The organism is Corynebacterium striatum, assembly GCF_016728105.1.
GTDB classification, from domain to species: domain Bacteria; phylum Actinomycetota; class Actinomycetes; order Mycobacteriales; family Mycobacteriaceae; genus Corynebacterium; species Corynebacterium striatum.
In genome coordinates this window covers 2,351,037-2,376,636 of record NZ_CP068158.1, presented here as the reverse complement: position 1 = coordinate 2,376,636, position 25,600 = coordinate 2,351,037, and the positions used below count along the sequence as shown (strand labels likewise).

Genomic DNA, 25,600 nt, shown 5'->3' with positions numbered 1-25,600 from the left:
CGCCCCCCTAACGGCGTAGCCAGACAAACACTAAGACTCCTCCGATCTCTAGAAAGGACGTTGCCGTGCAAAAATCACTGCGCACCTACCTGCCACTGCTTGCTTCTGCTTGCCTGACCTTCAGCATCTGCCCCGCCGCCGTCGCTGCCGATGCTCCGAACACCGAGCTGCCTGAAAGCGCCCTCATTGAAAAGGCCCTCGAAGATCCAGTCGCTGACGAGAGCCCGGCTGAGGCCTCCGACATCGCAACCGACGCCAAGGAGCTTGACGACGCCGCGCCAAGCACCGACGCCGCAGCCCCCTCCGAAAACAAGGTCGGCGACGAGTACAAGGCCTTCTACCACGACCCAGTCGAGCTCGAAGGCTCTGAGCCAGGCCAGCTCTTCCGCTCCGATGCCGTGCGCAATCCCGCCAACACGCTGGACATTACCAACGTGGGCCCGTACAAGGCACAGCGCATCCTATACTCCTCCACCAACCGCAAGGGTGAGAAGATTCCGGTCAGCGGCATCGTGATTGAGCCGAAGGCGGAGTGGACCGGCAACGGTCCGCGCCCGCTCATCGCCTTCGCACCGGGCACCCAGGGTGTGGCCGACCGCTGCGCACCTTCGCGCAAGATTGCCGACGGCGTGGGTGACTACGAGCAGTTCTTCTTTGAGCAGTACCTGAAGAAGGGCTACGCAGTCGTGGTCACCGATTACGAGGGTCTGGGCACCCCGGGCATGCATACCTACATGGACCGTGTCTCGCAGGCACACGCCGTGCTCGATAGCGCCCGCGCTGCCCGCCAGCTAGAAGGCTGGGATATCAACGCCGATAACCCGGTCATCATCAACGGTTATTCGCAGGGTGGGGGCGCCGCAGGAGCTGCCGCTGAGCTTTACGACGACTACGCTCCGGAGCTCAACATCAAGCTCGCCACCATCGGCGCCGCACCCGCTGATCTGACCTTGCTGCCGCCGGCTCTCGACGGCACGCTTTACTTCCTCTTCGAGTCCTTCGCTCTACTGGGCCTTAGTAACTCCTACGACGAGGACCTCTACTCCCACCTCAATGAGAAAGGCAAGACCGTTCTGGAAAATGCCGCCAACACCTGCACCCTGGGTCTGATCGGCTTCGCGGGCAAGAAGATTGAAGACGTCAGCATCGATGGCAAGAACGTCGACGAGTTCATCGCTGAGGCACCTTACGACAAGATCCTGGCCGACCAGCACATTGGCTACGACGCTCCGTCCATCCCGGTGGTCATCACCCACGGCCGCGGCGACGATGTGATTCCTTTCTCCACTGCTGAGCAGCTGGCCAAAGAGTGGTCTGAGCGCGGCGGCGACGTCACCTTCATCCCGAACGACGCCGGCTCGCATGTGGCAGGCACCATCCCGCACATCAAGGAATCCCTGAAAGCAATCGAGTCCGCTTTGCAATAAGACGGCAGCTAGAAGCCAGCTCGACCACAGAAACGCTTCCTAACATCACCCGTGGTCCGAAAGACCGCAACGATAGAAAGGATTTATCCTATGCGTTCCATGAACGCCCTGCGCCGCGCAACCATTGCCGCCGCACTTCCCGCAGTTGTAATCGCCGGTGCCGCCAACGCCACCGCCGCTGAGACCACAGCCGGAACCCCGGCTGCTGACGCCACCACCACCGACACCGCCGCAACCGCCCCGGCTGCCGACGGCGCCGCAACCACCAACACCGGTGCTACCACCAACGGCGAAACCGACTCCGGTATCACCGCGGACACCCCGCTGAACCAGCTGTCCTCTGCCGACCCTGCTGCCCTCCTGCAGCTCGGCAGCTCCCTGCTCGGCGGCAACCGCCCGGACTTCTCCGATCTCCTCGGCGGCAACACCGACTCCAACAAGGAGAACCTGCCAACCGGCATCAACGCCTTGAAGCACGAGGCTGCACAGCTGGAGCAAGAATGATCCGCCCGTGGCCGTGAACACGCCCATCATGATGCAGGGAATCAGCGGCAGGCCATAGGCAATGGCCTTGAGCGCGCCTGTCGACGCCCACAGCGCCGTGACCACCGCATCCCCATGTGATTGCACATAATCCCACGTTTTGCCCTTGAAGTAGACGAAGCGGGCAATAATGGCACCAGTAAACGCCAGGTAGAGGTACTCCGGCTGGCTCATCGCGGCAACGGTTCCGCGGTTGATGAGCACGTCGCGGATCATGCCGCCGCCGAGGGAAGAGAACATCGCGATGAAGAAGAAGCCCACGATGTCATAGCCGCGCTGCCGCGCCATCGTTCCGCCAATCATGCCCATGAGGAGGACACCAATGATGTCGGACCAGTAGTACAGCGACTCGATCAATGGGTCCATCTCGACAACGCTCATGGTGGTCATCGTATCGGGTGCTGAGCAATCTCTCGCATTAAGGTGCTTTTGCTTTAGGCGGACCGCCTGGTTGGTGGGCCACTAAGGCTTAAGAAAAGGAGCTAATGCACGTAGAGCTCGTTGTAGGCTTTCTCAATCCAAAGGACATAAAACACTTCCCCGTCTTTCCAGCCGGCAAAAGGGAGATTCCCTTTGTGGCGGTAAACCCGGAATTTTTCGACGTCCTTAAATTGCCTTGGTATACGAGGAATGATCGCGGTTGCCGGAATAAACTCTGAGCCGAGTCCGTGCTTGGGATGCTGTGCCAGCTCTTTCCATGAAAGCACTGACCGCTTGTGCCACTTTTCCAGAAACTCTGCGCGCATCGAATCATCTAGTTCTTCGAAGCCCCACCCCTTCTGAAGAAACCGCGTTGACAGGAGCGGATAGGCAGCCCGAGAGCTGCGAAGCTCCTCCACGACGCTTGATTCTGGGGCGCTCCTCGCCTCTCTGGTTGGCCTACTCCCCCGTCGTTTACTTTTCTTGCCCACGGCTAGCAGAAATAGTTCTTCAGATCGGCATCCGTTATTTCCAGCCCTCGTTTCCCCTCGACGAAGTTCTTTTTCCAAGGAGATTCAGTGTGGGTTTTATTCCGCAATGCCCATGCGGAATAGGGGCCATATTTGTCCCACACCTCAATCAAATCCCGCTCAACATCGCGGTAATCATCCCAGTCGAAATCATCCGAGATGAACTCATCGGGGTCGATGGGAAGCTTTCCATAGTGTTTAACGTCATGGTAGACGTCCACGACTACTGGGCCATGTGCCCATGCTTCCATGCGTTCAGGAAAAAGCGGCAGGCCATCAGAATTGCGCATATGCAGCCCTTTGGCGTAGTAAAGAAGCTTTTGAAGCTTGAGCTGCGTTATTTCAGCGTCATCATTTTCATCAGCCCACGCTACAAACCATTCGGCTATTTGCCGCGCCTTAAATTGTTCCATGTCTGCCCTCCTTCCAGTTTCCACCAAGCGTACAACAGGCCCAAGACATGACACCATCCCGACGTTCGAAAAGACGTAAAACGCCCTCTAAAAGGACAGCCTAAGACCAAAAGGACGGCGTAAAAGGAGTAAGCAACAGAAGCTTTGCGTTGTGGGGCCACCGGGGCTCGAACCTGGGACCAACGGATTATGAGTCCGTAGCTCTAACCGACTGAGCTATAGCCCCGCGTATTCCCTGCCTGCATTCCGCACCAACACTGAGCCAGCACTCTCGCGCACAGCGAATCCGCTCCCAGCAACATTAATCGGCAGGCCCGGCAAACAGCAATTTAGGCCCCAGCCTGCCCCAAGTTTTCGGGGTATGAACTGTGAATCCACCCTCAGCCACGGACACCCCAGCAGACCCACTGCACAAGGACTTTAAACGCTGGCTTAGCTGCCAGAGCTATTCTTTCTTTGTCATTTTCCTAGCTTGCCTGCGCTCGCGCCTTCGAGCACGTTTTGCTTTGCGGATGTCCACAACCCAACGCGGAACAAAAAGGCCATGGAAGCGGAATCCCGAACGCGCCCGTCAACCCAATGAGTGCGATGAGCATGGCCACCATGAACGGAGCACCCAGCACCTTTTCGACAGGCTCGGGAAGGCCCATACTTACGACCAACCCCAAGGCACCGCCAGCGCCCATCAAGAGCGTGCCAAAAGGATAAATGAAGAGGAGGCCATCACTTTCTGCGCCTTCCGGTTCGGCTGAGTCGTACCATTCTTCCGATCCTGGAATCCGCCGCACGTACCGGATGTAGAAGGTCCAATAGGCCACCATGACCAACACTAAACCGATGTATAAGAGCAGATCAGTAATAGGACTGTCCATAGGATGTGGCCTCCCATGATTGCTTTTGCGGTATGTAATAAAACGCTACCAGCGTCGGCTGGGTTAAGGCATGGGGCGAGAACGAATTCTCAGCGCCCGAACCTAAGACAGATTTATCTGATGAAGAATCTGTGAGCCTGTAGTGTCGCGACCATGAGGCTCCTTTCCTTTAGCGTGTCCAACTTCCGCAGCATCCGCGCCACGCAAACACTTTCGGTCTATCATCACTGGCAGCACTCCACCGCCCCGAAGGAAGGCTGGGAGCAGGTCAGCGACCCCATCACCGTGCTCATCGGCCCCACCGCCTCCGGAAAGAGCAGCGTCCTCAACGCCCTAGCCTTCGCGCTGCTTGCCATCGAATCCTCCGCCACCGCCTGGCTTGCCGACGCCCCACCCAATCAACTCCCCCACGCCCCTTACCGCCTCAACCCCCGCACGCAACGCCTGCCCAGCACTTTTGAGCTGGAATTCGAGCTCGATGGCGTGCGCTATCTCTACGGCTTCCAGTGGAGCTTTACCAGCGTGCATGCCGAGTGGCTCAGCCGCGTGCCCTCAACCCGCTGGAGCCCTTGCTTCGTGCGCACCCGCGGTGAGGAAGTGCAGTGGACTAAGTCCTTTATGGGCAAGGGGGATGTAGCCAAACTCGGCCCGTCGGAGACACCGAGCTGATCCTCTCCGCTGGCCTGCGCGATGAGCACCCCATCCTCGCCCCACTAGCCCGCGCCTTGGTGCACGACGTGGCCTACCTGCCGCACGGAAATGCCTCAATGAGCACCGCCTCCCGCATCACCGCCCTCATCCGCACGGGCAAGCTGCACCTACATGAGGCTGCCGCGCTGCTGCGCGCGGCCGATGCCGGGATCCACTCCGTGCGGCTTAACCAGGACCACATCCCGGAGCACGTCTTCCGCCAGATGCGCCCAGTGATCGATGCACTCAGCCGCAATAACGGCACCATCCACCGCCCCAATGAGTTCAGCGCCTACTCCGATGCGGAAATCGAATCCCTGCTGCACGCCATCATCGTGGAGCACAAAACCAATGATTCCTTCTACGAGCTAAAACTGACCGACGAATCCGGCGGCACCCAGAACTGGATGGCCACCGCTCCCCTAGTGCTGGATACCCTGCGCCGCGGCGGCATCCTAGTTGCCGATGAGCTGGATTCCGCCCTGCGCCCAGCACTGCTCGACTTCCTCATCCACGCCTTTAGCGAGCCCAGCATCAACGTCAACGGCGCGCAGCTCATCTTTGCCTCCCACGCCTTCAGCGCCCTCGAACGCACCGGCGAGCTGGGCCTTAGCCCAGAAAGCTTCTGGTCCGTGGAGAAGACCGATGCCGGCGAATCGGAGCTGCACAACCTCAGCGGCACAGACTTGTCACTGGACAACCCCGACGCCACCCATCACTTCCTGCGCGAGCGCTACGGCACCGCCTCCCGCGAGGCCCTCGACGCCCTCAAGGAGCTCGTCGCGGACGGCGCATAAAAGAGCGGGCGCTTGGCGACGACTCCCGCCAACGGGTAGATGCGCTCTCAGCGTCTGTGCTTAGACACGAAGAGAACTCCCTAGGTCCAAGGCCCCTAGAAAGAGCTCTGGAGCCTACGCGGCTCCAGGCGACAACGTTCCGGTGACCGGCTCGTCGTGCCTATATTCTAAACAATTCAGCAGCTCTAATTCAAGAGCCGAGCCCCCAAAAAATCGTTGTTACAAAGTAGGTTCATTCATTCCAATTAGCTCGGCGCAACCAAAACTCAAGCACCTACCGCAGGACTTCGAATATTTGAGCCAGTCTTCGCTGCGCATGTCCGGCACACCTGTCAGAATCAAGGCATGTCTGTTGAAGCACGCGCCCTATCGCTACGGCGTTTGATGCGCGATTCCGCCGCGATCCGGCTCTTGGCCGCGGACAACGCGCCCGTGATTTTGGCGTTGATCGCGGAGTACTTCCCGCGCGGTACCAGGGCGCGCCCGGCGGCGGAGGTCTATGAGCTCATGGTCACCGATTTCGAGGTGCTGGCCAGTGAGTTTTCCATGCCCCGCACTCCACAGAATTACTGCAATGATTGGGTCAAGGCCGGGTGGCTCATCCGAAAATCCGGAAAGAGCTCCCACGGCGAAACGCTCGAACCCAGCGAGGAAGCCCTGTCCGCGCTCGAAGCCATTGAGCGCTGGGAAGCGCCGGTGACCACGGTAACGGCGTCACGTGTGGAATCGATCAGCTCCGCGCTGCAAAGGCTAGCGAGGGATACGAACGAGGACATTGCTAGCCGCGTAGCCAGCTTGGAGGAAGAGCGCGCCCGCATCGACCGTGAGATTGAAAAAGCCCGCATCGGGCAGTTCGAAAGGCTCACCGCCGCGGAGGCAGAAGAGCGCGTCCAGGACGTGTTGAACATGGCCATGGCTGTGCCGAGTGATTTCGCCCGGGTGCGCCACGAGCTCGAGGCCCTCAACCACCAGCTGCGCCGCCAGCTTTTGGATCCGGAGGGCTATCGGGGCGAGGTGCTCGAGGAGATCTTCAACGGCGTGGACCACATCGCGGAGTCAGACGCCGGGCGCAGTTTCCGCGGCTTCTATTCCCTCTTAATGGATAGGGAGCGCAGCGCCTGGTTGGACCAGTGGATCACGGAGGTTCTCGACAGCGAGGCCGGGCAGGCGCTGGCCCCGGACAGGCGGCAGCAGCTGCGCAGGCTCTTCCGCGATATGGAAGAAACCAGCTTCGAGGTCAACCAGACCATGACGGGGCTGGCACGCAGCCTGCGCAACTATGTCTCCTCCGAGCAGTTCGCGGAGGACCGGCGCATGATTGAACTACTGCGGGAGGCCCGCGGCATGGCTATCGATGCCGCACAGTACTCCGAGCTCAAAGCCTTTCACCGGATGGAGACACCGCTGCAGCGCATCGGTATGTCGATTCATTCGGTCTCCCGTATCCGCCTGGCCAACCCAGGCCGCGAAGTCGTGGAAGAAACACCGGTGGCATACCAGCCGGAGGCAGAAGACCCGCTAGCCTTATATGAGCTGGTGCGCGAATCGGAGATTGATTTCGAGGAATTACACGAGGCGATACGCGCGACAGTCGCCCAGTCCGGCCCCTGCACGGTTGGCCAGGTGCTGCAAGCCCATCCCCCTACCCAGGGCCTTGCCAGCGTGGTGGGGTTGGTGCACATCGCAGACCAACACCCGGTGCCCGTGCTGCGTCAATCGCGCGAGAAGGTCACATGGACCGAGGAAGACGGCACGGTGCGCTCCGCCCATATCCCTACTCTGTATTTCGATCACACAACCGTTAAGGAGCTACAGTGACGGCCGCACACACTCCCCGCGTCGATTCCGCCCACGAACCACCGCTGTGGGAGCACGATAAAGGCTCGCTGACCTACCACTCGCGGCGCGCATTAGTACAGCTCTTGCAGGGGCCGCTCATTCGCGCACAGAAGGAACCGGTGCTGTGGGCCGCCATCATCTCGGATGAGGAGAACCTCCGCGCCCGGCTGCATGACGTATTCCTAGAACTCGTCGTGGACGAAACCGAGGGCTTCGCGTTTACTCGGATGGTGGAAGAAGAAACCTTGACCATCCCGCAGGTGCTGCGCACGGACAAGCTCAAGCACATCGACACCGCCATCCTTCTGAACCTGCGCCAAGAGCTGGGGCTTGCGCTGCCCGGCGAGCGGGTCATCGTGGATGTGGAGGACCTTCGGGAGGGAATCGGTTACGTCCGCGCGGTGGACAACCGCGATGAAGCCGGTTTCAACCGCCGCTTCAACGCCGCCATCAAGCGTATTCAGAACGACTACTCACTGCTGAGCGCTACCGAGACCGAAGGGCGCTTGGAGGTCTCGCCGGTGCTCCGCCAGCTTTTCGACGCCTCCACCGTCACCGCCATCCGTGACGAATACGCCCGCCTGGCACAGGCCGAGGAAGAGCAAGGTAGATGAGGAGAAGGAGGAAGCTTCCGATGACTAGCAACACCAGCGTGTACCCCGGCCAGTTCCGCATCAGCCGCATTCAGCTGATTAACTGGGGTACCTTCCACGGCTACTTTTCCATCCCGGTGGCGCGCAAAGGTTTCCTTATCACCGGAGGTTCGGGCTCCGGCAAGTCCACGCTGTTGGATGCGATGTCGGCGGTCTTGGTTCCACAAAGCCACCTGAAGTTCAACGCGGCTTCGCAGCAGGACCTCGGCCGGCACAATGGACGCAGCCTGGTTTCCTACGTGCGCGGCGCATGGCGGCAGCAAGAAAACGCGCAGACCGGTGAAATCGCCCCGGAGTACCTGCGGGAGGGCGCCACCAACTCGGTGGTCGCCCTGACCTATGACAACGGAGCGGGCAAGCAACACACGCTCATTGCTATCTTCCGCCTCAACGGTGGTGAGAACGCAGTAGGCCAGATCAAGAAGTTGTATGGGCTGGTGCCGGGTGATGAGGACGTCGATAAGCTCAGCCCTTTGCTATCCCGTAGCCTGGACACCCGCAAGATCAAAGCCCTGTATAAGGGTCCCGGCGCGTCCTTTACGCCGACGTATGCCACGTTTGCGGATCGTTTCCGCAAACGCCTTGGCATCAAGAACGTGGAGGGCCAGCTGTTGCTCCACCGCACGCAGTCCGCGAAGTCGCTGTCCAGCCTGGATCAGCTCTTCCGGGACTACATGCTGGACCGGCCCTCGACCTTTTCTAGGGCGGAGGAAGCCGTGGAACAATTTGAGGATCTGCGCCAAGCGTACCTGCGGGTGGAGGACGTCAAGGCCCAGATTGATACGCTCGCTCCCCTGCCCCAGCTGCATGCTCAGCGCGCCACCGCGGAGGCAGATAAGCACAAGGCGGAGGCCATGAGCGAGGCGCTGCCTGCCGTGCGCGCCCGCATGGTGGCAGAGGAACTGGACTCTTTAATCCGCGCGCTGGGTGCCCAAGAGGTAGAGGCCCAGTCGGAAGTGGCATCCCTTGAGGCCGATGTTGCGCACCTCGATGATGCGGAGCGCCGCGCCGCGATGGCCGTCTCTCAGCTCAGCGCCGGCGAGCTCGATGCCCTGTGCGCCAAGATGGAGACAGCGGACAAGGAGATTGAACACCGCTTAAAAGAATTCCAGCGTCTTGCTGCTGCCGCGGGCCAGTGGACCGAGCACTATGAGCTCAGCCCGCAAGGTTTCGCCGAGCTGCAGGCCAACGCCCAGCTGCGCCTCTCCGACTTTGAGATCGACTCCGCCGATCTGACGAACCAGCAGCAAGAAGCCGGCGTGGCCGCCCGCGACGCAGCCACCGCGTGCGCGCGGCTGGACAGCGAATTGCGCTCTTTTAGTTCGCGGCGCACCAACATCGACAAGGCTTTAGTGGAGCTGCGTTCCCAACTCGCCCGCGATACCGGCTATGCCGAATCCGAGCTTCCCTTCGCCGGCGAACTCATCGACATCAGCCCGCAGCAGGCGGACTGGGAACCGGTCATCCAAAAGCTGCTGCACGGCTTCGCCGCCACGCTCCTCGTCCCGGAGGAAGCACGGAAAGCTATTAACCAGTGGGTCAATTCCCGCAACGTGGGCACCCGCCTGGAATACCGCACCATCCCGGAGTTCACGTCAGCGCCCGCCTCCGCGCGCAGCCCACGGCAGCTCATTCACAAGCTGGAATTCCAGGATCACCCCATGACGGCGTGGGTACGCCAGCACATTTCCCGCCGCTTCAACTATGAATGCGTGGAGTCGGTTACGGAACTGGACAAGGTCACCACAACTCCGGCCGTTACCCGCGATGGCCTGGAAAGCCGCCCCAAGGACAAGGACGGCTCCACGCGTTTCATCAAGGATGACCGCTCGCGCTTTTCCGGCACAGCGTGGTACCGGGTAGGTTCCACCAACACTGCCAAAATTGAGCTGCTGCGTTCGCAGCTAGCGCAGGCCAAAGCCACCGCCAGCGCCACGGCTAGGCAAGTCCACGACCTCAACCGGAAGATGGACATCCTGCGCACCCAGCGCGATAAAGCCCAGCAGGTGCTGGACACGCAGTTCCAAGACATTGACACCGCCTCCGCGAAGGCCCGCAAGCAAGACCTTCAAGCACAATACGATGCCCTGGCATCCTCCCCAGAGGCCCAGGCTTTGGCAACCACCCATCAGCACGCGAAGGAAAAACTGGATGCGGCTCGCGCCCGGCTTACCCAGGCACAGAAGCACCTCGGCGACGTCGAAGGCGAGCTGAAGCGTTCCACCGAGCGCCGCCGCGCCATCGGCACCGTGCCGGAGATCGCGGATAGGGACATCGCGAAAGCCGTCGAGGAGGCCTTGCACAAGGGCAAACGCACGCTCACTATCGATAACATCGACGCCCGGCGCGATGAAGTCCAGGCTGACCTACAGGACGCTGCCCGCGCAGCCGCGCGCCGCATCGAGGAGGCCAACGGCACGATCGTCTCCGTCCTCCACGCCTATCTGTCCCAGTGGCCGTCAGAAGCCGCCGACCTGGAACCGCAGGCCAGCTTCGCCGGCGAAGGCATTGAGAAGCTGAAGTACCTCCGGGCCGACCGCTTGGCGGATTTCCGTGCTCGCTTCCTGGAGTTGCTCAACGGCACGACAGTCCAGAACCTCTCCCACTTGGCTTCCTCCCTGCGCTATGCGCGCAGCGATATTGAAACGCGCATGGAGTTTATCAATAAGTCCCTCGAACGCTCGCCCTTCAACGGTGAGCGCACCCTGCGCATTGATGTCAAGGACGCCCGCGGCCAGGTGGTCCACGACTTCCAACGGGACCTGGATGCCGCCACCTCCCACAGCCTGGCCGAAATCAGCGAGGATGAACACGAAGCCGCCCTGCAGCGCTACCACGCCCTTGACAAGATCTTGAGCCGCCTGGGCTCCAGCCACCCGGAGGATAGCCGCTGGCGCAACGTGGTTTTGGATACCCGCCGCCACGTCAGCTTCATCGGCCGCGAGCTCTACCCGGATGGCACGACGGCCAATACCTACCAGGATTCCGCTTCGCTCTCTGGCGGCCAAGCACAAAAGCTCGTCTTCTTCTGCCTGGCTGCGGCCCTGCGCTTCCGCCTGGCGGAGCCAGACCAGGATGTGCCCACCTATGGCTCCATCATCTTGGATGAGGCCTTTGACCGCGCCGATCCCACTTTCACACGCACGGCCATGTCCGTCTTTGCGTCCTTTGGTTTCCACATGATTCTGGCCACGCCTTTCAAGCTCATCCAGACGCTCTCGCCCTACGTGGATGGCACCATCGTGGTCAATTACGACGAGCCGATCATCAACGGCCGCCCGCAGGCGCGCACGGGCTATTCGCTTATCGATGCCTCCACGCTCGCCACCCCCGCGCCCGAACAGCCCCGCCCCGAGGAGCCCGCCGATGCGGATGCCTAAAGACCTGCAGGTGCATGCGGCGAAGTACCTGCGCAATCACTTTGCCGAAGCACTGTCCGAACCGGATGCGCTGCACCTGGCGTGGCCCCTGCACCCGCCGACAGCCACGGCCGCCGCCCGCGATATTGGTACCACCCAAGACTTCATCCGCGCCTGGCAGCGCTGGCCGCACCAGGAGGAAATCATCTACGCCTCCCGCAATTGGTCGCGCGCGGGTCTGGGCACCAATAACGTCCCGACCCGCATCACAATCAACGGCGCTGAACGCATTGCCACAGCTGCGGGCTTGGAACGCGAGTATTCCACCGCCCGGCAGCGCGCGGCGAACATTGCCGCCATCTTCCCGGACTCACCCGACTTCACCCACACCGTCCACCGCTCCTACAACCAGTGGAAAGGCTTAAGCCCGTACGACCTGCGTTGCCTGGGGCCGTGCCTGACCTGGCTGCGCGCCAACCCCCAGTCCGGCGAGTGGGAGCGCGCCGTGCCAGTCGAAGGTGTGGACGGCAAATGGATAGGCACCCACCGTCGCCTGCTCCTGACACTCCTCTCGCCCTTCGGCATCACGGACTTGGGTCTGCGCCGCAACGACACCCGCGTGCGCCTGCGCTATCTCAACCACACCCCAGCATTTTCCGATATCGAAATCCCCCTCGCCGACGCCGCCACACTCTTCCCGGGTACCCCGCCCCGCGTCCTCATCGTCGAAAACAAACAAACCTTCCTGGCCTTGCCCACGCTTTCCGACGCCTCCCCTCCCACCATCGCCCTCCTCGGCTCCGGCACCGCCGCCCGCCAACTCCACGCATTGTGCTGGCTGCACCAAGCCGACATCACCTACTGGGGCGACCTCGATGCCGCCGGCTTTGCCATCCTCAACGCCGTGCGAGCCCACTTTCCCCAGACGACGTCACTACTCATGGACACCACCACCGTCACCGAATTCCAGCACCTAGCCGTCCCCGACCCCGGCGACGGCTCCGCCACCCTTACCCACCTCACCACCGAAGAGCAGCGCGCCTACCGCCTTCTCTTCACTGCGGGCCGGCTGCACATTGAGCAGGAGCGGATTCCATTTGCTCATGTGAATGCGGTGATTCATGCAACGCTCGCAGCAGCGTGACGCTGCCACCCCCGTGAACGCTGCACAAAATGGCCTCTTCCTGCAGTAGCTATTCTTCCTTTTCTCTTTTTCTGGCTTGTCTGCGCTCACGCCTTCGGGCACGTTTTGCTTTACGGATATCGACGGCCCAACGCGGAACAAAAGGCCACGAAAGCGGAACCCCGACACGCGCTTGTAAATCCAATGACTCCGATAACGAAAGCTGCCACGAGCGGAACCTTCAGCACCGTGTAGACAAACTCGCGAGGGTTGGCACTTGCGACCAGCCCCATGGCACCGCCAGCGCCCATATTGAGCGAGCAGTAAGGATAAATGAAAAGGACGCCATCACTTTCTGCGCCTACCAAGTCGACATCGTCGTACCGCTCTTCCGACTTGGGTTGCCTCCGCACGCACCTAATGTAGTAGGCCCAGTAGAGCACCATGACAAGCACTAACCCGGCGCATACAAGCAGCGCAGTAACATCGCCGTCCATAGAATAGGCGTCCCGTAGCTGCTGGTTGCGGTATGTAAACAGATGCTACCAGCGCCCGCAGGGGTGCGGCGTGGGACGAAAACAAAAATATTGATGCGGGCAAGCGCCCGAACCACGGACGCGGACTTGACCTTTTGAAGCAGATCCCGCCACAGAAAATAATAGAAATCAAGGCAAATGCCTAGGAACAAAACTCGGGGCACTTCAATCAACCAAATGGCTGTGGCATACCCCGACCGCTTCAATAAATACCTCTAAAAACCAAACCCCACACACAAACAACTTGACGCTCACGTAGGTTGAGAATCGGAGCCTCCCCACTGCAACCTACGAGTAGTGCAGCAGCGCCCAGAGTAGTAACCAGCAAACCAAGAGAGCGAGACTTTGGGAGAACCTCCGAGAGAGAAGAAGCAAGGCTTCTTCAAATAACAAAGGTTCACCCTGTGCGCTGGCACTTTGTGATGAGAATGCCTAAGAGTGGGGCCACCGGGGCTCGAACCCGGGACCAGCGGATTATGAGTCCGCGGCTCTAACCGACTGAGCTATAGCCCCCTATTTACACCCGACGGTGCGCTAATAGAATACATGCACGGCTTAAGACACCCACAAACGCCCCTTAAACTGCCTGCCCGTTATAAAAACTCAGAATTGAATCCCCTCGTCTTAAGGCATTGTTTCAACCGAAATAACAAAATAACCCAGTGGCACAAAGCACCTAACAGTTCCGCGCGCTCGTCACCTCGTCTTCTCCCTAAGGCAAAACAAGACGCATAAAAAGTGCTAAGTTCTTCCTGTTAGCCGCTTCTTCCACAAGGGACTCGGTTTCAAAACTGCACGTAGGTAGGTTAGGAACCCAACTCGACCACGGCAACACTTTACCGGTTTTAGCGTTAAAGCAACTGAAATTCGCCCCTTTTCAAGCCTTGAAATTGTACCGACACCTCCGAGCCAAAACCCGGCACGAGCTGGCGATTTGTAACAACCTACAAAGGTAGATATAGTTACTTCACGTCGCAGAGAGCACTTCCAACAGCTTTCCGCACACATTATTCCTCCATAGCTCAGTTGGCAGAGCATTCGACTGTTAATCGAAGGGTCACTGGTTCGAGCCCAGTTGGAGGAGCAGACAGGAACCGCCTGATTTCAGGCGGTTCTTTCTTCATTTTGTACCGTTAGTTCAGACTGACGGCTTTAGGGGCTCGAGGTTATCGTTGTGGTCGCCGGTCTTGTTGGCGCGCATTATGTAGTGCCGGCCGGCGATCGCGGGGCTTGTATGCCCAAGATGTCCGGCAGCCTCCTCAGCCCCATTACGTTCTAAGTAGTTCCACCGAAAGGCTCCGAGGATTCATTACGCAGTCCCCTAATCGGAGCGGGTTATGTTTACTCCGTGCCCTCATTTTCCTCGGGACTGGAGGAACTAGTCGCTGGCTTCGGTATTGCTCTTATTCGCCCTGTCTAAAAATGATCCGGGGGTGATGCCGCCGAAGGCAGTGAAGCGTGGGAGCGGTTCGTGCCGTTTTTACAGTTTCCTCCGGCAGCAAGGAAAGCCATCTACACGACGAACTCTATCGAGCCGTTTAACAATGAGCTGCGTAAAGCCACCCGCAATCGAGAGACAGGTTCGAGCGGTCACGTCTTTAAGCAATCGTGCTTTAACCGCGTTGGGAAACGGTCACAATAATTTTCATCAATGAGGGTACCCACCACTTCACCACTGATGCAGGTAGGCTGGGTGAGGTTATTAGCGTTAAATCAGTACCTGAAGGGTGAGATACTCCAACCATGATCCAATTCGTAGTAGGCGCCGCCGCAGGTTATGTCTTTGGCACCAAGGCCGGCCGCAAGCGTTATCACCAGATCAAGGGCGCATACGAAAAAGCGATCAACTCCCCCGTAACCAAGAACGCTTTAAACGCCACCCGCAAGGCAGTAGCAAACAAGCTCGATCCAGAACCCCGCATGAAAGAGATAAAGGATCTAAGCCGCGGCCGCCGCGTCAAAGGAAACCAGCTAGACGGCCAAGACCGTATCTACGAGCCCGACGAAGATTAATTAGGCTGCGGCCCACGAAACGCCCTGTCATTGAGCTCGCGGCGGGCCTGCTCGAGGGCGACGAGATCGGCGAAAAGCGAGTTATAGGCTTGCTCGTCATCGGAGGGGCGCATGCGGCCTAGTTGGGCCTTAATTTGGGCCACTTGGTCGCCCACGCGGGCTTCCTGGAGGCGGGAAAGCACGCTGTCAGCATAGACCTCCCAAGCCTTGGGATCGGACTCATCGCCCACCTTGATCGGCTCAACAGCAAGCTCACTGACAAAGTTGCGCGCGGTGAGATCGAGCATCTCCCCTGCCACAGCAGCGATCCATTCCACGCTGGGCAGGTTGGCTCCGGCAGCAACGCCACCGACGGTAGAGATAGCCTCCCGAACGATTCGATAAGACTCATTCGAGTACGCATCGGCGGTAATCCCGTCGAAGTAAGAACCGGCAAGGCCCGGGTACTGCAAGGCCAGCTTTAGGGCCTCCCGCTGCGGCCACAGGTGGGTCTCACGGGGGCTCGGCACGTGGAAGACCGGAGTGTTCTGTTGCGCGGGAGCGGGCGTGCCGGCTTTAATCGGGGCGTCGGCAAGCCGTGCCCTCTTGTCCTGTTTCTTAGGCCGGCGAGCCTCCTGCTGAACCTGCTGCAGGACTTCCTCCGGGTTGGGCCAACCCACCCAGCCGGCTAGGCGGCGGGCGTACTCACGCTGCAGCGGGGCGTCGCGAATCTGCGCTACCACGGGCACCGCACGACGCAATGCTTGCAGACGCCCCTCTGCGGTATCAATGCGGTATTCGCTAAGCACCGATTGGATGACGAACTCGAACATCGGGATGCGGTCCGCGATGAGCTCACGCACCGCGGCGTCGCCCTTGGCCAGGCGCAAATCGCAAGGGTCCATGCCATCCGGCGCCACGGAAACGAAGGACTGGCCCGTGAACGCCTGCTCGCCTTGGAAGGCGCGCATGGCGGCCTTTTGTCCAGCCTCATCACCGTCGAAGGTATAGATGAGTTCGCCGTTGAAGTAGGAATCATCCAGCATCAGCCGGCGCAGAACCTGCAGGTGGTCGCCGCCGAATGCAGTTCCACAGCTGGCCACGGCAGTCTTTACGCCCGCCGCGTACATCGCCATGACATCGGTGTAGCCCTCCACCACCACTGCCTGATGGGCCTCAGCAATGTTGCGCTTGGCCAGATCCAAGCCAAAGAGCACCTTGGACTTGTGATAGAGCATAGTCTCAGGCGTGTTCATGTACTTGCCCAAGTTGTCATCATCAAAAAGCTTGCGCGCGCCGAAACCGATGACGTTGCCGGATAGGTCCTTGATGGGCCACAGGAGGCGGCGGTGGAAGCGATCGATGGGCCCGCGCTTGCCCATCTTGGAGATGCCTGCGGCCTCTAGTTCCTCGAAGGAAAAGCCCATGCGTAGCAGGTGCTTGGTGGCCGTATCCCAACCTTCCGGGGCATAGCCACACTCAAACTCGTAGATGATCTCCCTACTAAAACCACGGTTCAGCAGGAACTCGCGCGCGGTGGCCGCCTGTGGGGTCTCCAGCTGTTGGCGGTAAAACTCGTGCACAGCCTTATTTGCCGCGATGAGGCGCTGGCGCGTGCCGGGCTTTTCGTTACGGTTGCCTGTGCTGCCGCCCTGATAATTGATGTGATACCCAATCTTCTGGGCCACTGCCTCGACAGCTTCTGGGAAGGAGACTTGCTCCATCTCCATGAGAAAGCTGAATACGTCTCCGCCCTTGCCTGTAGAAAAGCAGTGGTAGTAGCCACGCTGCGGGCGTACGTGGAAGGACGGAGTCTTTTCTTCCTTGAAGGGTGACAGCCCCTTCAAGGAGTCATAGCCAGCCGGCTTGAGCTGGACGTACTCCCCCACGATTTCCTCGATTGGCGCGCGTTCACGGATCGCTTGGATGTCGCTCTCCGGAATTCTGCCTTGTGCCATGCGCTAAAGATTACCCCGCGCGGGCTCGCGGGGCTTGGGGTGGGTCTCCCAGATGGTGTCGTTTAGTAGTCCGCTACACAGATAACGGCGACGAAGGGCGGTTTACCCACCGAAGGGGTCAGCAAAAAGGTCTGAAAGCCACACTGCCTTTTGCATGCATTTCCGAGTCACTTCACGTCGGTGTTAAGGGATTGACTGGATTTCTCGATCAGGCGCTACGCCTGTAAAGATGGGGGTATGGCCAATCCCCCCTCCTCTCAGAAGAAGCCGCTCGCAGCAATCGGCGGCGTGCTCGTGGTACTTGCAGCCGGCTACTTCGGAATCGACCTGGCAGGGAACTCTGATGGTGATAGCAGCGCTTCTTCGGCCGGCTCGAGCGCCACTGCGCCGACTACCGCTGCGCCGACGACTGCTGGGTCTCGGGACGGGTCGGCTAATTCCGCCTATCCGCAGTGCGCGATGGACTCCTTGCCCAAGGAAGCCGAGGATACCGCGGAGGACATCTTGGCCGGCGGGCCTTATGAGCACCCAGACAATGACAACAAGCGCTTTGGCAACTACGAAGGCGTGCTGCCTAAGGAGTCCAAGAACTACTACCGCGAGTACACGGTGGACTCGCCTGGCGTGAACCACCGCGGTGCCAAGCGCATCGTCACTGGTGGCGGCACCGAAACCGACCCTGACGTGTGGTACTACACCGACGATCACTACGAATCCTTCTGCGAGATCCCTGATGCTGAATAATCTCTCCAAAGTACTTATCACGCAGCCGCTGGAAAGCCGCGAGGATCTATACGCCGCCCTAGGCACCATCCGCGGTTGTGACGCCTGCATGGCGCCGCCCAACCTCGACGCTCTGGCGGACTTCCTGCGCGAGCACAAGGTGGAAACCATCGTGGCCTCAGCATGGAAGCTGTCCACCACTGACACCGCGGCGGTTCTCGAGGTGCTTGGGGACAACGGCGTTCGTCTCTTCCGCTAACCTCACTCTTCAGTCAACAGGGGTGCCGTGTCTACGTCTCGTATCTTTCGGTGACGAGCTGAATCGCTTACAGATTCAATGACTTTCCATTGTGCTGGGGTGGTTTCCACGAACCGGGCGTTCCCAAATTGTCGGAACTAAACGAGGCATGGATTAAGGTATCGGCCACGCACTTTTAACCCATAAACCCAGAAAACTCAGCCGTGGAGCGCGCCAGGCGCTCCAGGCGGGACTCGGTCATCGAGGCGATCTGGTCCACGATGACGCGCTGGCGCTCCGCGTCAGTTTCGGCGCGGTTAAACCAGAGCCTAAACATCGGGTCGAGCGCACCCGGCGCCCCCGCGGATAAGTAGTCAAAGACGCGGTAGATGCGCTCACGCTGGCGGTCCTGGCGAGCCAAGTGAACCGGTTCGTCCATGACGTAGAGCACCGCGATGGTCTTGAGCAGCTTGACCTCCCCTTGCGCACGCACCGGCACTGCCAGATTGCCGTGCTGGCGGCCCAGCTCCAGCTGTGGCTCTTTGGCCGCGCGGGTGGCCTGCACCGTGGCCCCGACATAGCGGCCCACGAGCTCGGAGGTCATCTTCTTCAGCGTGGTGTAAGAGCGCAGGGAGAAATCGAAGTCGCTGACCGCCCGGATGATGGGCAAGGTGCGGAGGGAATCGGCGGCGTCGAGAAGCTCGTCTGCGGTGCCGCCGAAAGCCTTAGCGCCCTTCTCCGCAAGCGCAGCGAGTTCCACCAAGTCCCACAGCACCGCGAGTGAAATGCGGCCGGAAACGATGCCGTCCTCCACGTCGTGAACGGAGTAGGCGATGTCATCGGACCAGTCCATGGCCTGCGCCTCCATCGAGGGGCGCGCGTCAGTATGTCCCTCGCGCAACCAGGCCAGGATGTGTGCGTCCTCGTCGTAGCAGCCGTACTTGCGGTTGACCGTTCCATCCGCATTGGTCTTGGTGCGTGGGTACTTGCAGGCGGCATCGAGCGCCGCGCGCGTGAGGTTGAGCCCGTAGGAGTTGTCCTGCGCGTCCACTACCTTCGGCTCTAGCCGAGCCAAGATGCGCAAGGTCTGCGCGTTTCCCTCGAATCCGCCGCACTCTTGAGCCACCTCATTGAGAGCGTTCTCTCCGTTGTGCCCATAGGGCGGGTGGCCGATGTCATGGGTCAGGCCCGCCATGTCGCACAGGTCGGGGTCCAAACCAAGCCCGGAGCCGATGCCGCGGGCAATCTGCCCCACCTCCAGTGAGTGGGTCAGTCGCGTGCGCGGGGTATCGCCGTCGTGGGGGCCGACTACCTGTGTTTTGTCCGCGAGGCGTCGCAAAGCAGCGGAGTGCAATACGCGAGCCCGATCGCGAGCAAAAGCCCCTCGGTGCTCTTCAGCGGCTGGGGTGCCTGGCTCGCTGAAGGCCGATCCTTTGGGGCTCTCATCAAAAAGACGTGCTGCGTCGTGCGCGCTGTAGGAATAACTCACATCTAGCAGTTTAGGCGCTAAAACTGCCATGGTTCATCCGCGGCATACCACCTAAGGCATAAGAAATCGCCCCCGCCGCCTCTCCGAAGAAAGGCAGCAGGGGCGAGAACTCAATGTTCGAGTTTACTTGCTAGACAGTGCGCTCCACAGGTCCTCCACGAAGTAGAAAGGCGCGTTTACCAGATCCTGGAGAGCGGTCAGCACGACATCGATGACATTCTTGAATACGTCCATCACAAGTATTCCTTTCGTTGTTTGCACTTGCGCAATCCACTTTAATCTATCGACAGTCGTATTGGAAGCAAAACCGACTAGGAATTTCCTGCAATTTTTGTCAATTGCCTGATTTTACATCCGCACGCTGGAAGATCATGGTCTAGATTTCCTGCGAATTTCCTCATGCCGAGCTCTGCGGGAGGGCCTCATCATCGCTTCCACGCGGTGCAGCGCACTCCGCAGACGCTCCGCGGCCTTGTCACCTAAGACTTTGCGCGCGGCGAATACGGCGAGCCCGCCCATCTCGTGGGCAAGGTAGCGCCACCAGGCCCGGGCGAAGGTTGGGGTGGGATATCTCGAGGCGCCGCGCACCTGGGTGCTCATCCCCTCGTCGCGCGCGATGAGCCACACCCGCAACCGGTGTAGCGGATCCGTAATGACGATGGCGTTCGCATACCCGTAGCGCTGACGCACCTCCCGCAGGGACTCCACGGTGTCGTTGCCCACGGGCACCGCCAACACACATGCGTCCGGTACGCGTTCGCTGAGGTAGCTCTGCCCCACCTCAGCCTCGGTAAAACGATCCCCTGGCAGCTTGCCGCCCACGGTGACAATAGGGATCTGCGGGTATAGCGCATGCGCGTCGACGGCCTCCTCGAGGCGCGCAGAAAGGATGCGGGAGGGGTGGCCGTCGTATTGCGCAGCCCCCAACACGATGATGGCTTCAATGTTGGCATCTAAGCTCAGCGCAGGCTTGGCTCCCCGTTGTGCTGCGCGGCGTAGCAGGGGCACGCAGCGAATAATGCGTCTCACTCTCACCAGGCTAACTGTATTCTGGTGGGCATGAATTCTTGTGCGCGTATTGGCCGTGCCGCAGTAGCGGTGTTGTTCGTGGGTCTGGGAACCCTAGCTCCTGGGATTACCCAAGCCGGAGCTGCCCCCTCCCCGCAGCAGATGGTGCTGGCACAGGCAGATCCCTCGACTGTGACGCAGAAGGTCACGGATAACGCCGGAGTGTTGTCCTCGAGTGAGAAGTCCCAACTACAGGAGAAGATTACCTCCCTGCAGAAGGATGAGGGACTGATTCTTTACGTGGTATTTGAAAACACGTTGCCGGGTACCGCGCAGGACTATGCAGACGAGTTTATTGACGCCAAGGGCCCCAACTCCGCGGTCTACGTGGTGTCAGTTGAAGACCGCAAGGTGGGCGTGCAGACCGGCAACGCTTGGTCTTCCGGGCGCTCGGACGCTATGTACGACGCCGCATCCGCGCACCTCGCCGAGGACGACTTCGGGGGCTCTGCACTCGCGCTTGCCGACGCCGCCGTGAGCGGTTCCACCGGATCTTCCGGTTCCGCAGGTGGCGCAGGTTCCGACTCCGGCTCGGGGGCCGGCTGGCTGGCGGGTGGTGCAGGTGCTCTGGCAGTAGCCGGTGGTGGCATCTGGGCAGCCTCGCGCCGCAAGACCAAGAAGGACAACGCGCAGAACCTCGAATCAGCACGCGCCATCGAGCCGGGCGATACCAACTCGCTGTCATCCCTTCCCACCGAGACCCTGCAGGAGCTGGCCCGCGAAGAGCTGGTCTCCACCGACGAATCCATCCGCCGCGGCAAGGAGGAGCTCGACATCGCCACGGCCGAGTTCGGCCCGGAGCGCACCCGCCCGTTTACTCGCGCGATGAACCACTCCACCACCACGCTGCAGAAGGCCTTTGCCTTGCAGCAGCGCCTGGATGACTCCATCCCGGAGTCCGAGGCGGAGCGCCGCCAGATGCTCATCGAAATCGTCTCCTCCTGTGGGCAGGCTGACGACGCCCTCGATGCCCAAGCCGCCGACTTTGCCAAGATGCGCGACCTGCTCATCAACTCCGACTCGAAGCTCGACGAGCTGACCCAGCGCACCGTGGACATCCGCACCCGTATTACACAGGCCGAGCAGACCTTGGCGGGCTTGGTGTCCAAGCACCCAGCCGAGGCGCTGGTCTCCATCGAGGACAACCCACACATGGCCACCGTGTCCGTGGGCGAGGCAGAAAAGCTACTAGAGCAAGGCCGCACGCTCGCCGCGCAGCCGGCCGGCCAGCAGGGCGGATTGGTAGGCATCATCCGCGACTCCGAGCACGCCATCGAGGTGGCAGACCGACTGCTCTCCGGCGTGGAAAACGCCGAGGCTAACCTGGCCGCAGCGCACTCCAACTTGAGCGCGCTCATCGCGGAGGTACGCGGCGAGATCGAGGAAGCACAGCAGCTCGAGGCTCAAGGCAAGAAGCTGGGCACCGACGCTGACTGGGAGGCCCTAGGCGACGTCACTTCCCGCGCCCAGCAGGCCGTCAGCGCCGCCGAAGCCGGCCAGGCCACTGACCCGCTCGGCCACTACACCACGCTGATTGCCATCGACTCTGAGCTCGACGAGCGACTCGACGCCGTGCGCGAGGCGACCGCCACGCAGGCCCGCCAGCTGGACCTCTACACCCAGCAGATGCAGGCGGCTGAGTCCAACATCCAGGCCGCCGAGGACGTCATCTCTACCCGCGGCCGCGTGGTCGGCGCGCAGGCCCGTACCGCGCTCGCGGACGCCAAGCGTCTCTATGCGCAGGCGATGCAGCTTAAAAACAGCAACCTGCGCGGTGCCATCGACGCCTCCCGCCAGGCTGTCGCGGCCGCCCAGACCGCAGCCCGCCGCGCCCAGGACGACATTGATTCCTACCGTCGCCGCCAGCAGCGCCAGGCTGCCGGATCCACCGCAGGTGACATCATCACCGGCATGGTCATCGGCCAGATGCTCGGCGGTGGCCGCAGCTACGGCGGTGGCTTCGGTGGTGGCTTCGGTGGTGGCTTCGGTGGCGGCGGCTTCGGAGGCAGCAGCTTCCGCGGCGGCTCCTTCTAGCTCTGCCTGCGCGCCTTTAACCGCGCAGGCGCCTCGGGGCATCGACAAGCAGGCAGCAATAAGTAAGAAATGCCACGTCGATGTCCGGAACGTTTTCCGCTGCGATGTCAAAAATCTCCAGCACCCCCTTGAACGTAGGGCGGGTGCGTAGGACCTCATTTCCTTCGGCATCGCGAATACGGCGCTCGCGACGGAAGGGGTTCGGCCGGTCCAGTGTGTACTCACGGTCCAGGCACTTGGCCTGCATGTGGCTGACAGTTACGCCCTGCTGAGCCACGTGCAGGGTCTTGCCCGTCGTGGCCGTACCGCGCACCCAAAAGCGCTGGCTACCACTATCCACTGAGTGCTCCAGCAAAATGCGCTCCTGCGCCGCGGCCAATTGTGATTCCTTCACGTTGAGCACATCAGCGCGTACCGTTGCCCACACAGTGCCCTCGGCATCGCTAAGGGTTTCATTTTCCCAGGTTAATTGCTTCCTGTCCATCGGCTTTAAGCAGTACCTAGCGCAAACTAGAAGACGAACAGGGACAACACAGCCACCACCGATGCCAGCACCAAAGTGGCGATGATCGGCATGGCCTTGCCCTGGGTCTTGGCCTCCAAGATGAGGCGAGTAAACCAGCTGAGCGCGACTGTCTCGGCGTCGGAAAGCGCATCCGCGGCAGCCTCCGCATCGAACTCGAGGATGGCCTTGCGCACACCCGAATTCTTGGTGGAGAACTGCGCTACCTTCAACCCGGCTGGGTTCTCAACAATCCAGTCACCGCTGTTTTCATTGATGAAGGCAAAAGATCGGCCGTTCAAGTCAGCCTCGATGCGCTTGTCCCGACCCAGGTTGCCTGTCAAGGCGTAGACACGGTCCTCCACTTGGGCGGTCGCGCCCGTGGAGAAATCACTGGCAAGCTCCCAGCGCTGGCCATCAACGTCCGCGGAATCCGCGGAGAAGACGCCATACGCTGCAGGGCCTGCCTCCATGAGGAGGACGGGGTGCTCGCGGTCAGTGCGGTCCCAGCTGGTGTATTCCATTAGCAGCCAATCAGGCGGGCGGCCAGGTAAGCCTCGAGCTCGTCGATCTTCACGCGCTCCTGCTCCATCGTGTCGCGCTCGCGAACGGTGACGGCACCGTCCTCGAGGGAATCGAAGTCGTAGGTGACGCAGAACGGCGTACCGATCTCATCCTGACGGCGGTAGCGGCGGCCGATAGCACCGGAGGTGTCGTAGTCGACGTTCCAGTTCATGCGCAGCTTGGCAGCCAGCTCACGGGCCGGGTTGGCCAGCTCTTCCTTCTTGGACAGCGGCAGAACCGCAACCTTAACCGGAGCCAGACGGCGGTCCAGGCGCAGAACCACGCGCTTGTCGGTGCCGCCCTTGGAGTTCGGAACCTCTTCCTCGTCATAAGCGTCAACCAGGAAGGCCATCATGGAACGGCCCAGGCCGGCTGCCGGCTCAATGACATATGGAACCCAGCGCTCCTCGGTGGTCTGGTCGTAGTAGGACAGATCCTCGCCGGAGCCCTTCGCGTGCACGGAAAGGTCGTAGTCGGTACGGTTTGCCACGCCCTCGAGCTCGCCCCACTTGGAGCCAGTGAAACCGAATGCGTACTCCACGTCAACGGTGCGCTTGGAGTAGTGGGACAGCTTCTCCTTCGGGTGCTCGTAGAGACGCAGGTTCTCTTCCTTGATGCCCAGGTCCACATACCAGTTGTAGCGATCATCAATCCAGTACTGGTGCCACTGCTCGTCCTCGCCCGGCTTGACAAAGAACTCCATCTCCATCTGCTCGAACTCGCGGGTGCGGAAGATGAAGTTGCCCGGGGTGATCTCGTTACGGAAGGACTTACCGATGTTCGCGATGCCGAAAGGCGGCTTCATGCGAGCAGAGGTCATGACGTTCTTGAAGTTCACGAAGATGCCCTGTGCGGTTTCCGGACGCAGGTAGTGCAGGCCCTGTTCATCATCGACCGGACCCAGGAAGGTCTTGAGCAGACCGGAGAATGCCTTCGGCTCGGTCCAGTCACCTGGCTGGCCGGTCTCAGGATCGTTGATGTCCGCCAAGCCGTTTGCCGGCTCGTGGCCATGCTTTTCCTCGTATGCCTCGAGCAGGTGGTCAGCGCGGTAACGCTTACCGGTGTGGCGGGACTCCACTAGTGGGTCAGTGAATACCTCAACGTGGCCGGAGGAGACCCATACCTGGCGCGGCTGGATGACAGAAGTATCGACGCCAACAACGTCCTCACGGGACTGCACCATGTGGCGCCACCACTGGCGCTTGATGTTTTCCTTGAGCTCAACACCGAGGGGACCGTAGTCCCACGCGGAGCGAGAACCGCCATAGATTTCACCTGCCTGGTAGACCAATCCGCGGCGCTTGCACAGGCTTACAACGGTATCGATGACGCTTGCCATTATAAAAAGGACTCCTCTGTTAAGGGATAGTCGTGGACAATATTCTCAGTCTATCGTGCCCCATAACGCCCGTGGGCGCTGGGGGGAAAATATATCTGTGGCCTAGGCGACTTTAAGCAGCCTATAGAGTATCGTATAAATATCAAACGATTAACAGAAATTAGATAGAAGGTGATCTGCGTGGCGAAGACCACCGCTGCAGTTTCCCCCTTTGATGTCGGTGCAGCCGCAACGGTTATCAGCGCTTTGGATTCCCCGTTGCGAATTCGCTTGGTGCAGGAGCTGCACGAGCGCGATCACTACGTACACGAGTTGGTCGCCGCCACCGGAAAATCTCAGCCTCTCGTTAGCCAGCACCTGCGAGTACTTAAGAAAGCAGGCATCGTCGATTCGGAGCGCACCGGCCGCGAAGTCCTCTATAAACTGGTAGCCCCAGGCGTGCTTACGCTGCTCGCTGACGCTTCGGCACTCATCAGCCGTTAACTTTATTG

The 25,600-nt window shown here is 60.4% G+C and carries 23 protein-coding genes, 3 tRNA genes and 1 pseudogene; 14 read left to right on the top strand and 13 right to left on the bottom strand.

Annotation, left to right across the window (positions count from 1 at the left end; translation table 11 throughout):
* The first annotated feature begins 65 nt into the window (after positions 1-65).
* Entirely contained in the window at positions 66-1,427 is a 1,362-nt protein-coding gene (locus I6I72_RS11125; protein ID WP_049062883.1) for a lipase family protein, read from the top strand.
* A 45-nt stretch (positions 1,428-1,472) separates the two neighbouring features.
* Here the strand turns inward: I6I72_RS11125 and I6I72_RS13765 are convergent, their stop codons facing one another.
* The 5 genes from I6I72_RS13765 to I6I72_RS11100 form a co-directional block, all read right to left on the bottom strand.
* Positions 1,473-2,351 carry a trimeric intracellular cation channel family protein gene (locus tag I6I72_RS13765; protein WP_223197443.1) on the bottom strand — a complete coding sequence of 293 codons (879 nt, stop codon included), beginning with the start codon at positions 2,349-2,351 and terminating at the stop codon, positions 1,473-1,475.
* Between the two features lie 101 nt (positions 2,352-2,452).
* Entirely contained in the window at positions 2,453-2,809 is a 357-nt protein-coding gene (locus tag I6I72_RS11115; RefSeq protein WP_049062887.1) for a hypothetical protein, read from the bottom strand.
* 74 nt (positions 2,810-2,883) lie between these two features.
* Complete coding sequence (locus I6I72_RS11110; protein WP_049062888.1) at positions 2,884-3,333, bottom strand: Panacea domain-containing protein; 450 nt, start codon at positions 3,331-3,333, stop codon at positions 2,884-2,886.
* A gap of 152 nt (positions 3,334-3,485) precedes the next feature.
* Positions 3,486-3,559: transfer RNA gene (locus tag I6I72_RS11105), tRNA-Ile, on the bottom strand.
* A 241-nt stretch (positions 3,560-3,800) separates the two neighbouring features.
* On the bottom strand, positions 3,801-4,205 hold the full coding sequence (locus tag I6I72_RS11100) for a hypothetical protein (RefSeq protein ID WP_236592627.1): 405 nt from the start codon (positions 4,203-4,205) through the stop codon (positions 3,801-3,803).
* Between the two features lie 153 nt (positions 4,206-4,358).
* Here I6I72_RS11100 and I6I72_RS13860 point away from each other — a divergent pair, with 153 nt between their 5' ends.
* The 6 genes from I6I72_RS13860 to I6I72_RS11075 all read left to right on the top strand — a co-directional run bounded on the left by I6I72_RS13860 (position 4,359) and on the right by I6I72_RS11075 (position 12,687).
* Complete coding sequence (locus tag I6I72_RS13860; RefSeq protein ID WP_253687851.1) at positions 4,359-4,874, top strand: AAA family ATPase; 516 nt, start codon at positions 4,359-4,361, stop codon at positions 4,872-4,874.
* 98 nt (positions 4,875-4,972) lie between these two features.
* Positions 4,973-5,692, top strand: coding sequence for an AAA family ATPase (locus tag I6I72_RS13855; protein ID WP_253687849.1), 720 nt, complete (start codon positions 4,973-4,975; stop codon positions 5,690-5,692).
* Between the two features lie 345 nt (positions 5,693-6,037).
* Positions 6,038-7,510, top strand: a complete 1,473-nt coding sequence (locus I6I72_RS11090; protein WP_049147694.1) for a DUF3375 domain-containing protein — start codon at positions 6,038-6,040, stop codon at positions 7,508-7,510.
* A complete protein-coding gene (locus I6I72_RS11085; RefSeq protein ID WP_049062893.1) occupies positions 7,507-8,145 on the top strand; it encodes a DUF4194 domain-containing protein in 639 nt (212 codons plus the stop codon). Before I6I72_RS11090 ends, I6I72_RS11085 begins: the two co-directional genes overlap by 4 nt.
* A 20-nt stretch (positions 8,146-8,165) precedes the next feature.
* The gene (locus I6I72_RS11080) at positions 8,166-11,564 is read left to right on the top strand and encodes an ATP-binding protein (protein WP_049152374.1); all 3,399 of its coding nucleotides are present in this window, start codon (positions 8,166-8,168) and stop codon (positions 11,562-11,564) included.
* Positions 11,557-12,687: a DUF3322 domain-containing protein gene (locus I6I72_RS11075; RefSeq protein ID WP_236592626.1), complete on the top strand. Its 1,131-nt coding sequence runs from the start codon at positions 11,557-11,559 to the stop codon at positions 12,685-12,687. The genes I6I72_RS11080 and I6I72_RS11075 overlap by 8 nt, the downstream gene beginning before the upstream one ends.
* 110 nt (positions 12,688-12,797) lie before the next feature.
* On the opposite strand, the gene I6I72_RS11070 is transcribed toward I6I72_RS11075, so the two are convergent.
* Together I6I72_RS11070 and I6I72_RS11065 are read right to left on the bottom strand one after the other, a co-directional pair.
* Positions 12,798-13,163: a hypothetical protein gene (locus I6I72_RS11070; RefSeq protein ID WP_236592625.1), complete on the bottom strand. Its 366-nt coding sequence runs from the start codon at positions 13,161-13,163 to the stop codon at positions 12,798-12,800.
* Between the two features lie 478 nt (positions 13,164-13,641).
* Positions 13,642-13,715: transfer RNA gene (locus I6I72_RS11065), tRNA-Ile, on the bottom strand.
* A gap of 498 nt (positions 13,716-14,213) precedes the next feature.
* On the opposite strand from I6I72_RS11065, the gene I6I72_RS11060 reads away from it, so the two are divergent.
* From I6I72_RS11060 to I6I72_RS11050, 3 genes and pseudogenes are all read left to right on the top strand, one after another.
* Positions 14,214-14,286 (top strand) — tRNA-Asn (locus I6I72_RS11060).
* A 372-nt stretch (positions 14,287-14,658) separates the two neighbouring features.
* Positions 14,659-14,775 (top strand): annotated as a pseudogene (locus I6I72_RS11055) (transposase); the annotation flags it as partial.
* Between the two features lie 170 nt (positions 14,776-14,945).
* A complete protein-coding gene (locus tag I6I72_RS11050) occupies positions 14,946-15,215 on the top strand; it encodes a hypothetical protein (protein WP_049062589.1) in 270 nt (89 codons plus the stop codon).
* Here I6I72_RS11050 and dnaG read toward each other — a convergent pair.
* A complete protein-coding gene (gene dnaG, locus I6I72_RS11045; protein ID WP_049062588.1) occupies positions 15,212-17,152 on the bottom strand; it encodes a DNA primase in 1,941 nt (646 codons plus the stop codon). The genes I6I72_RS11050 and dnaG overlap by 4 nt on opposite strands.
* Before the next feature lie 237 nt (positions 17,153-17,389).
* On the opposite strand from dnaG, the gene I6I72_RS11040 reads away from it, so the two are divergent.
* Positions 17,390-17,896 (top strand): ribonuclease domain-containing protein, encoded by a 507-nt coding sequence (locus I6I72_RS11040; protein WP_005528473.1) that lies wholly within the window; start codon positions 17,390-17,392, stop codon positions 17,894-17,896.
* A complete protein-coding gene (locus I6I72_RS11035) occupies positions 17,886-18,134 on the top strand; it encodes a hypothetical protein (protein WP_049062587.1) in 249 nt (82 codons plus the stop codon). The genes I6I72_RS11040 and I6I72_RS11035 overlap by 11 nt, the downstream gene beginning before the upstream one ends.
* A gap of 175 nt (positions 18,135-18,309) precedes the next feature.
* On the opposite strand, the gene I6I72_RS11030 is transcribed toward I6I72_RS11035, so the two are convergent.
* Together I6I72_RS11030 and I6I72_RS11025 are read right to left on the bottom strand one after the other, a co-directional pair.
* The gene (locus I6I72_RS11030) at positions 18,310-19,602 is read right to left on the bottom strand and encodes a deoxyguanosinetriphosphate triphosphohydrolase (RefSeq protein WP_049062586.1); all 1,293 of its coding nucleotides are present in this window, start codon (positions 19,600-19,602) and stop codon (positions 18,310-18,312) included.
* A 369-nt stretch (positions 19,603-19,971) separates the two neighbouring features.
* Positions 19,972-20,631, bottom strand: a complete 660-nt coding sequence (locus I6I72_RS11025; protein WP_236592624.1) for a YdcF family protein — start codon at positions 20,629-20,631, stop codon at positions 19,972-19,974.
* Positions 20,632-20,661: 30 nt separating this feature from the next.
* Here I6I72_RS11025 and I6I72_RS11020 point away from each other — a divergent pair, with 30 nt between their 5' ends.
* Positions 20,662-22,704 (top strand): TPM domain-containing protein, encoded by a 2,043-nt coding sequence (locus I6I72_RS11020; protein ID WP_049147703.1) that lies wholly within the window; start codon positions 20,662-20,664, stop codon positions 22,702-22,704.
* Between the two features lie 16 nt (positions 22,705-22,720).
* On the opposite strand, the gene I6I72_RS11015 is transcribed toward I6I72_RS11020, so the two are convergent.
* Genes I6I72_RS11015 through I6I72_RS11005 form a run of 3 tightly spaced genes read right to left on the bottom strand, consistent with a single transcriptional unit; the run spans position 22,721 to position 25,109 of the window.
* The gene (locus tag I6I72_RS11015) at positions 22,721-23,188 is read right to left on the bottom strand and encodes a hypothetical protein (protein ID WP_005528457.1); all 468 of its coding nucleotides are present in this window, start codon (positions 23,186-23,188) and stop codon (positions 22,721-22,723) included.
* Between the two features lie 26 nt (positions 23,189-23,214).
* The gene (locus I6I72_RS11010; protein ID WP_005528456.1) at positions 23,215-23,730 is read right to left on the bottom strand and encodes a hypothetical protein; all 516 of its coding nucleotides are present in this window, start codon (positions 23,728-23,730) and stop codon (positions 23,215-23,217) included.
* Positions 23,730-25,109: a glycine--tRNA ligase gene (locus I6I72_RS11005; protein WP_005528455.1), complete on the bottom strand. Its 1,380-nt coding sequence runs from the start codon at positions 25,107-25,109 to the stop codon at positions 23,730-23,732. Before I6I72_RS11005 ends, I6I72_RS11010 begins: the two co-directional genes overlap by 1 nt.
* 180 nt (positions 25,110-25,289) lie before the next feature.
* Between I6I72_RS11005 and I6I72_RS11000 the strand changes: the two genes are divergently transcribed.
* On the top strand, positions 25,290-25,592 hold the full coding sequence (locus I6I72_RS11000; protein WP_034656759.1) for an ArsR/SmtB family transcription factor: 303 nt from the start codon (positions 25,290-25,292) through the stop codon (positions 25,590-25,592).
* Positions 25,593-25,600: the final 8 nt, after the last annotated feature.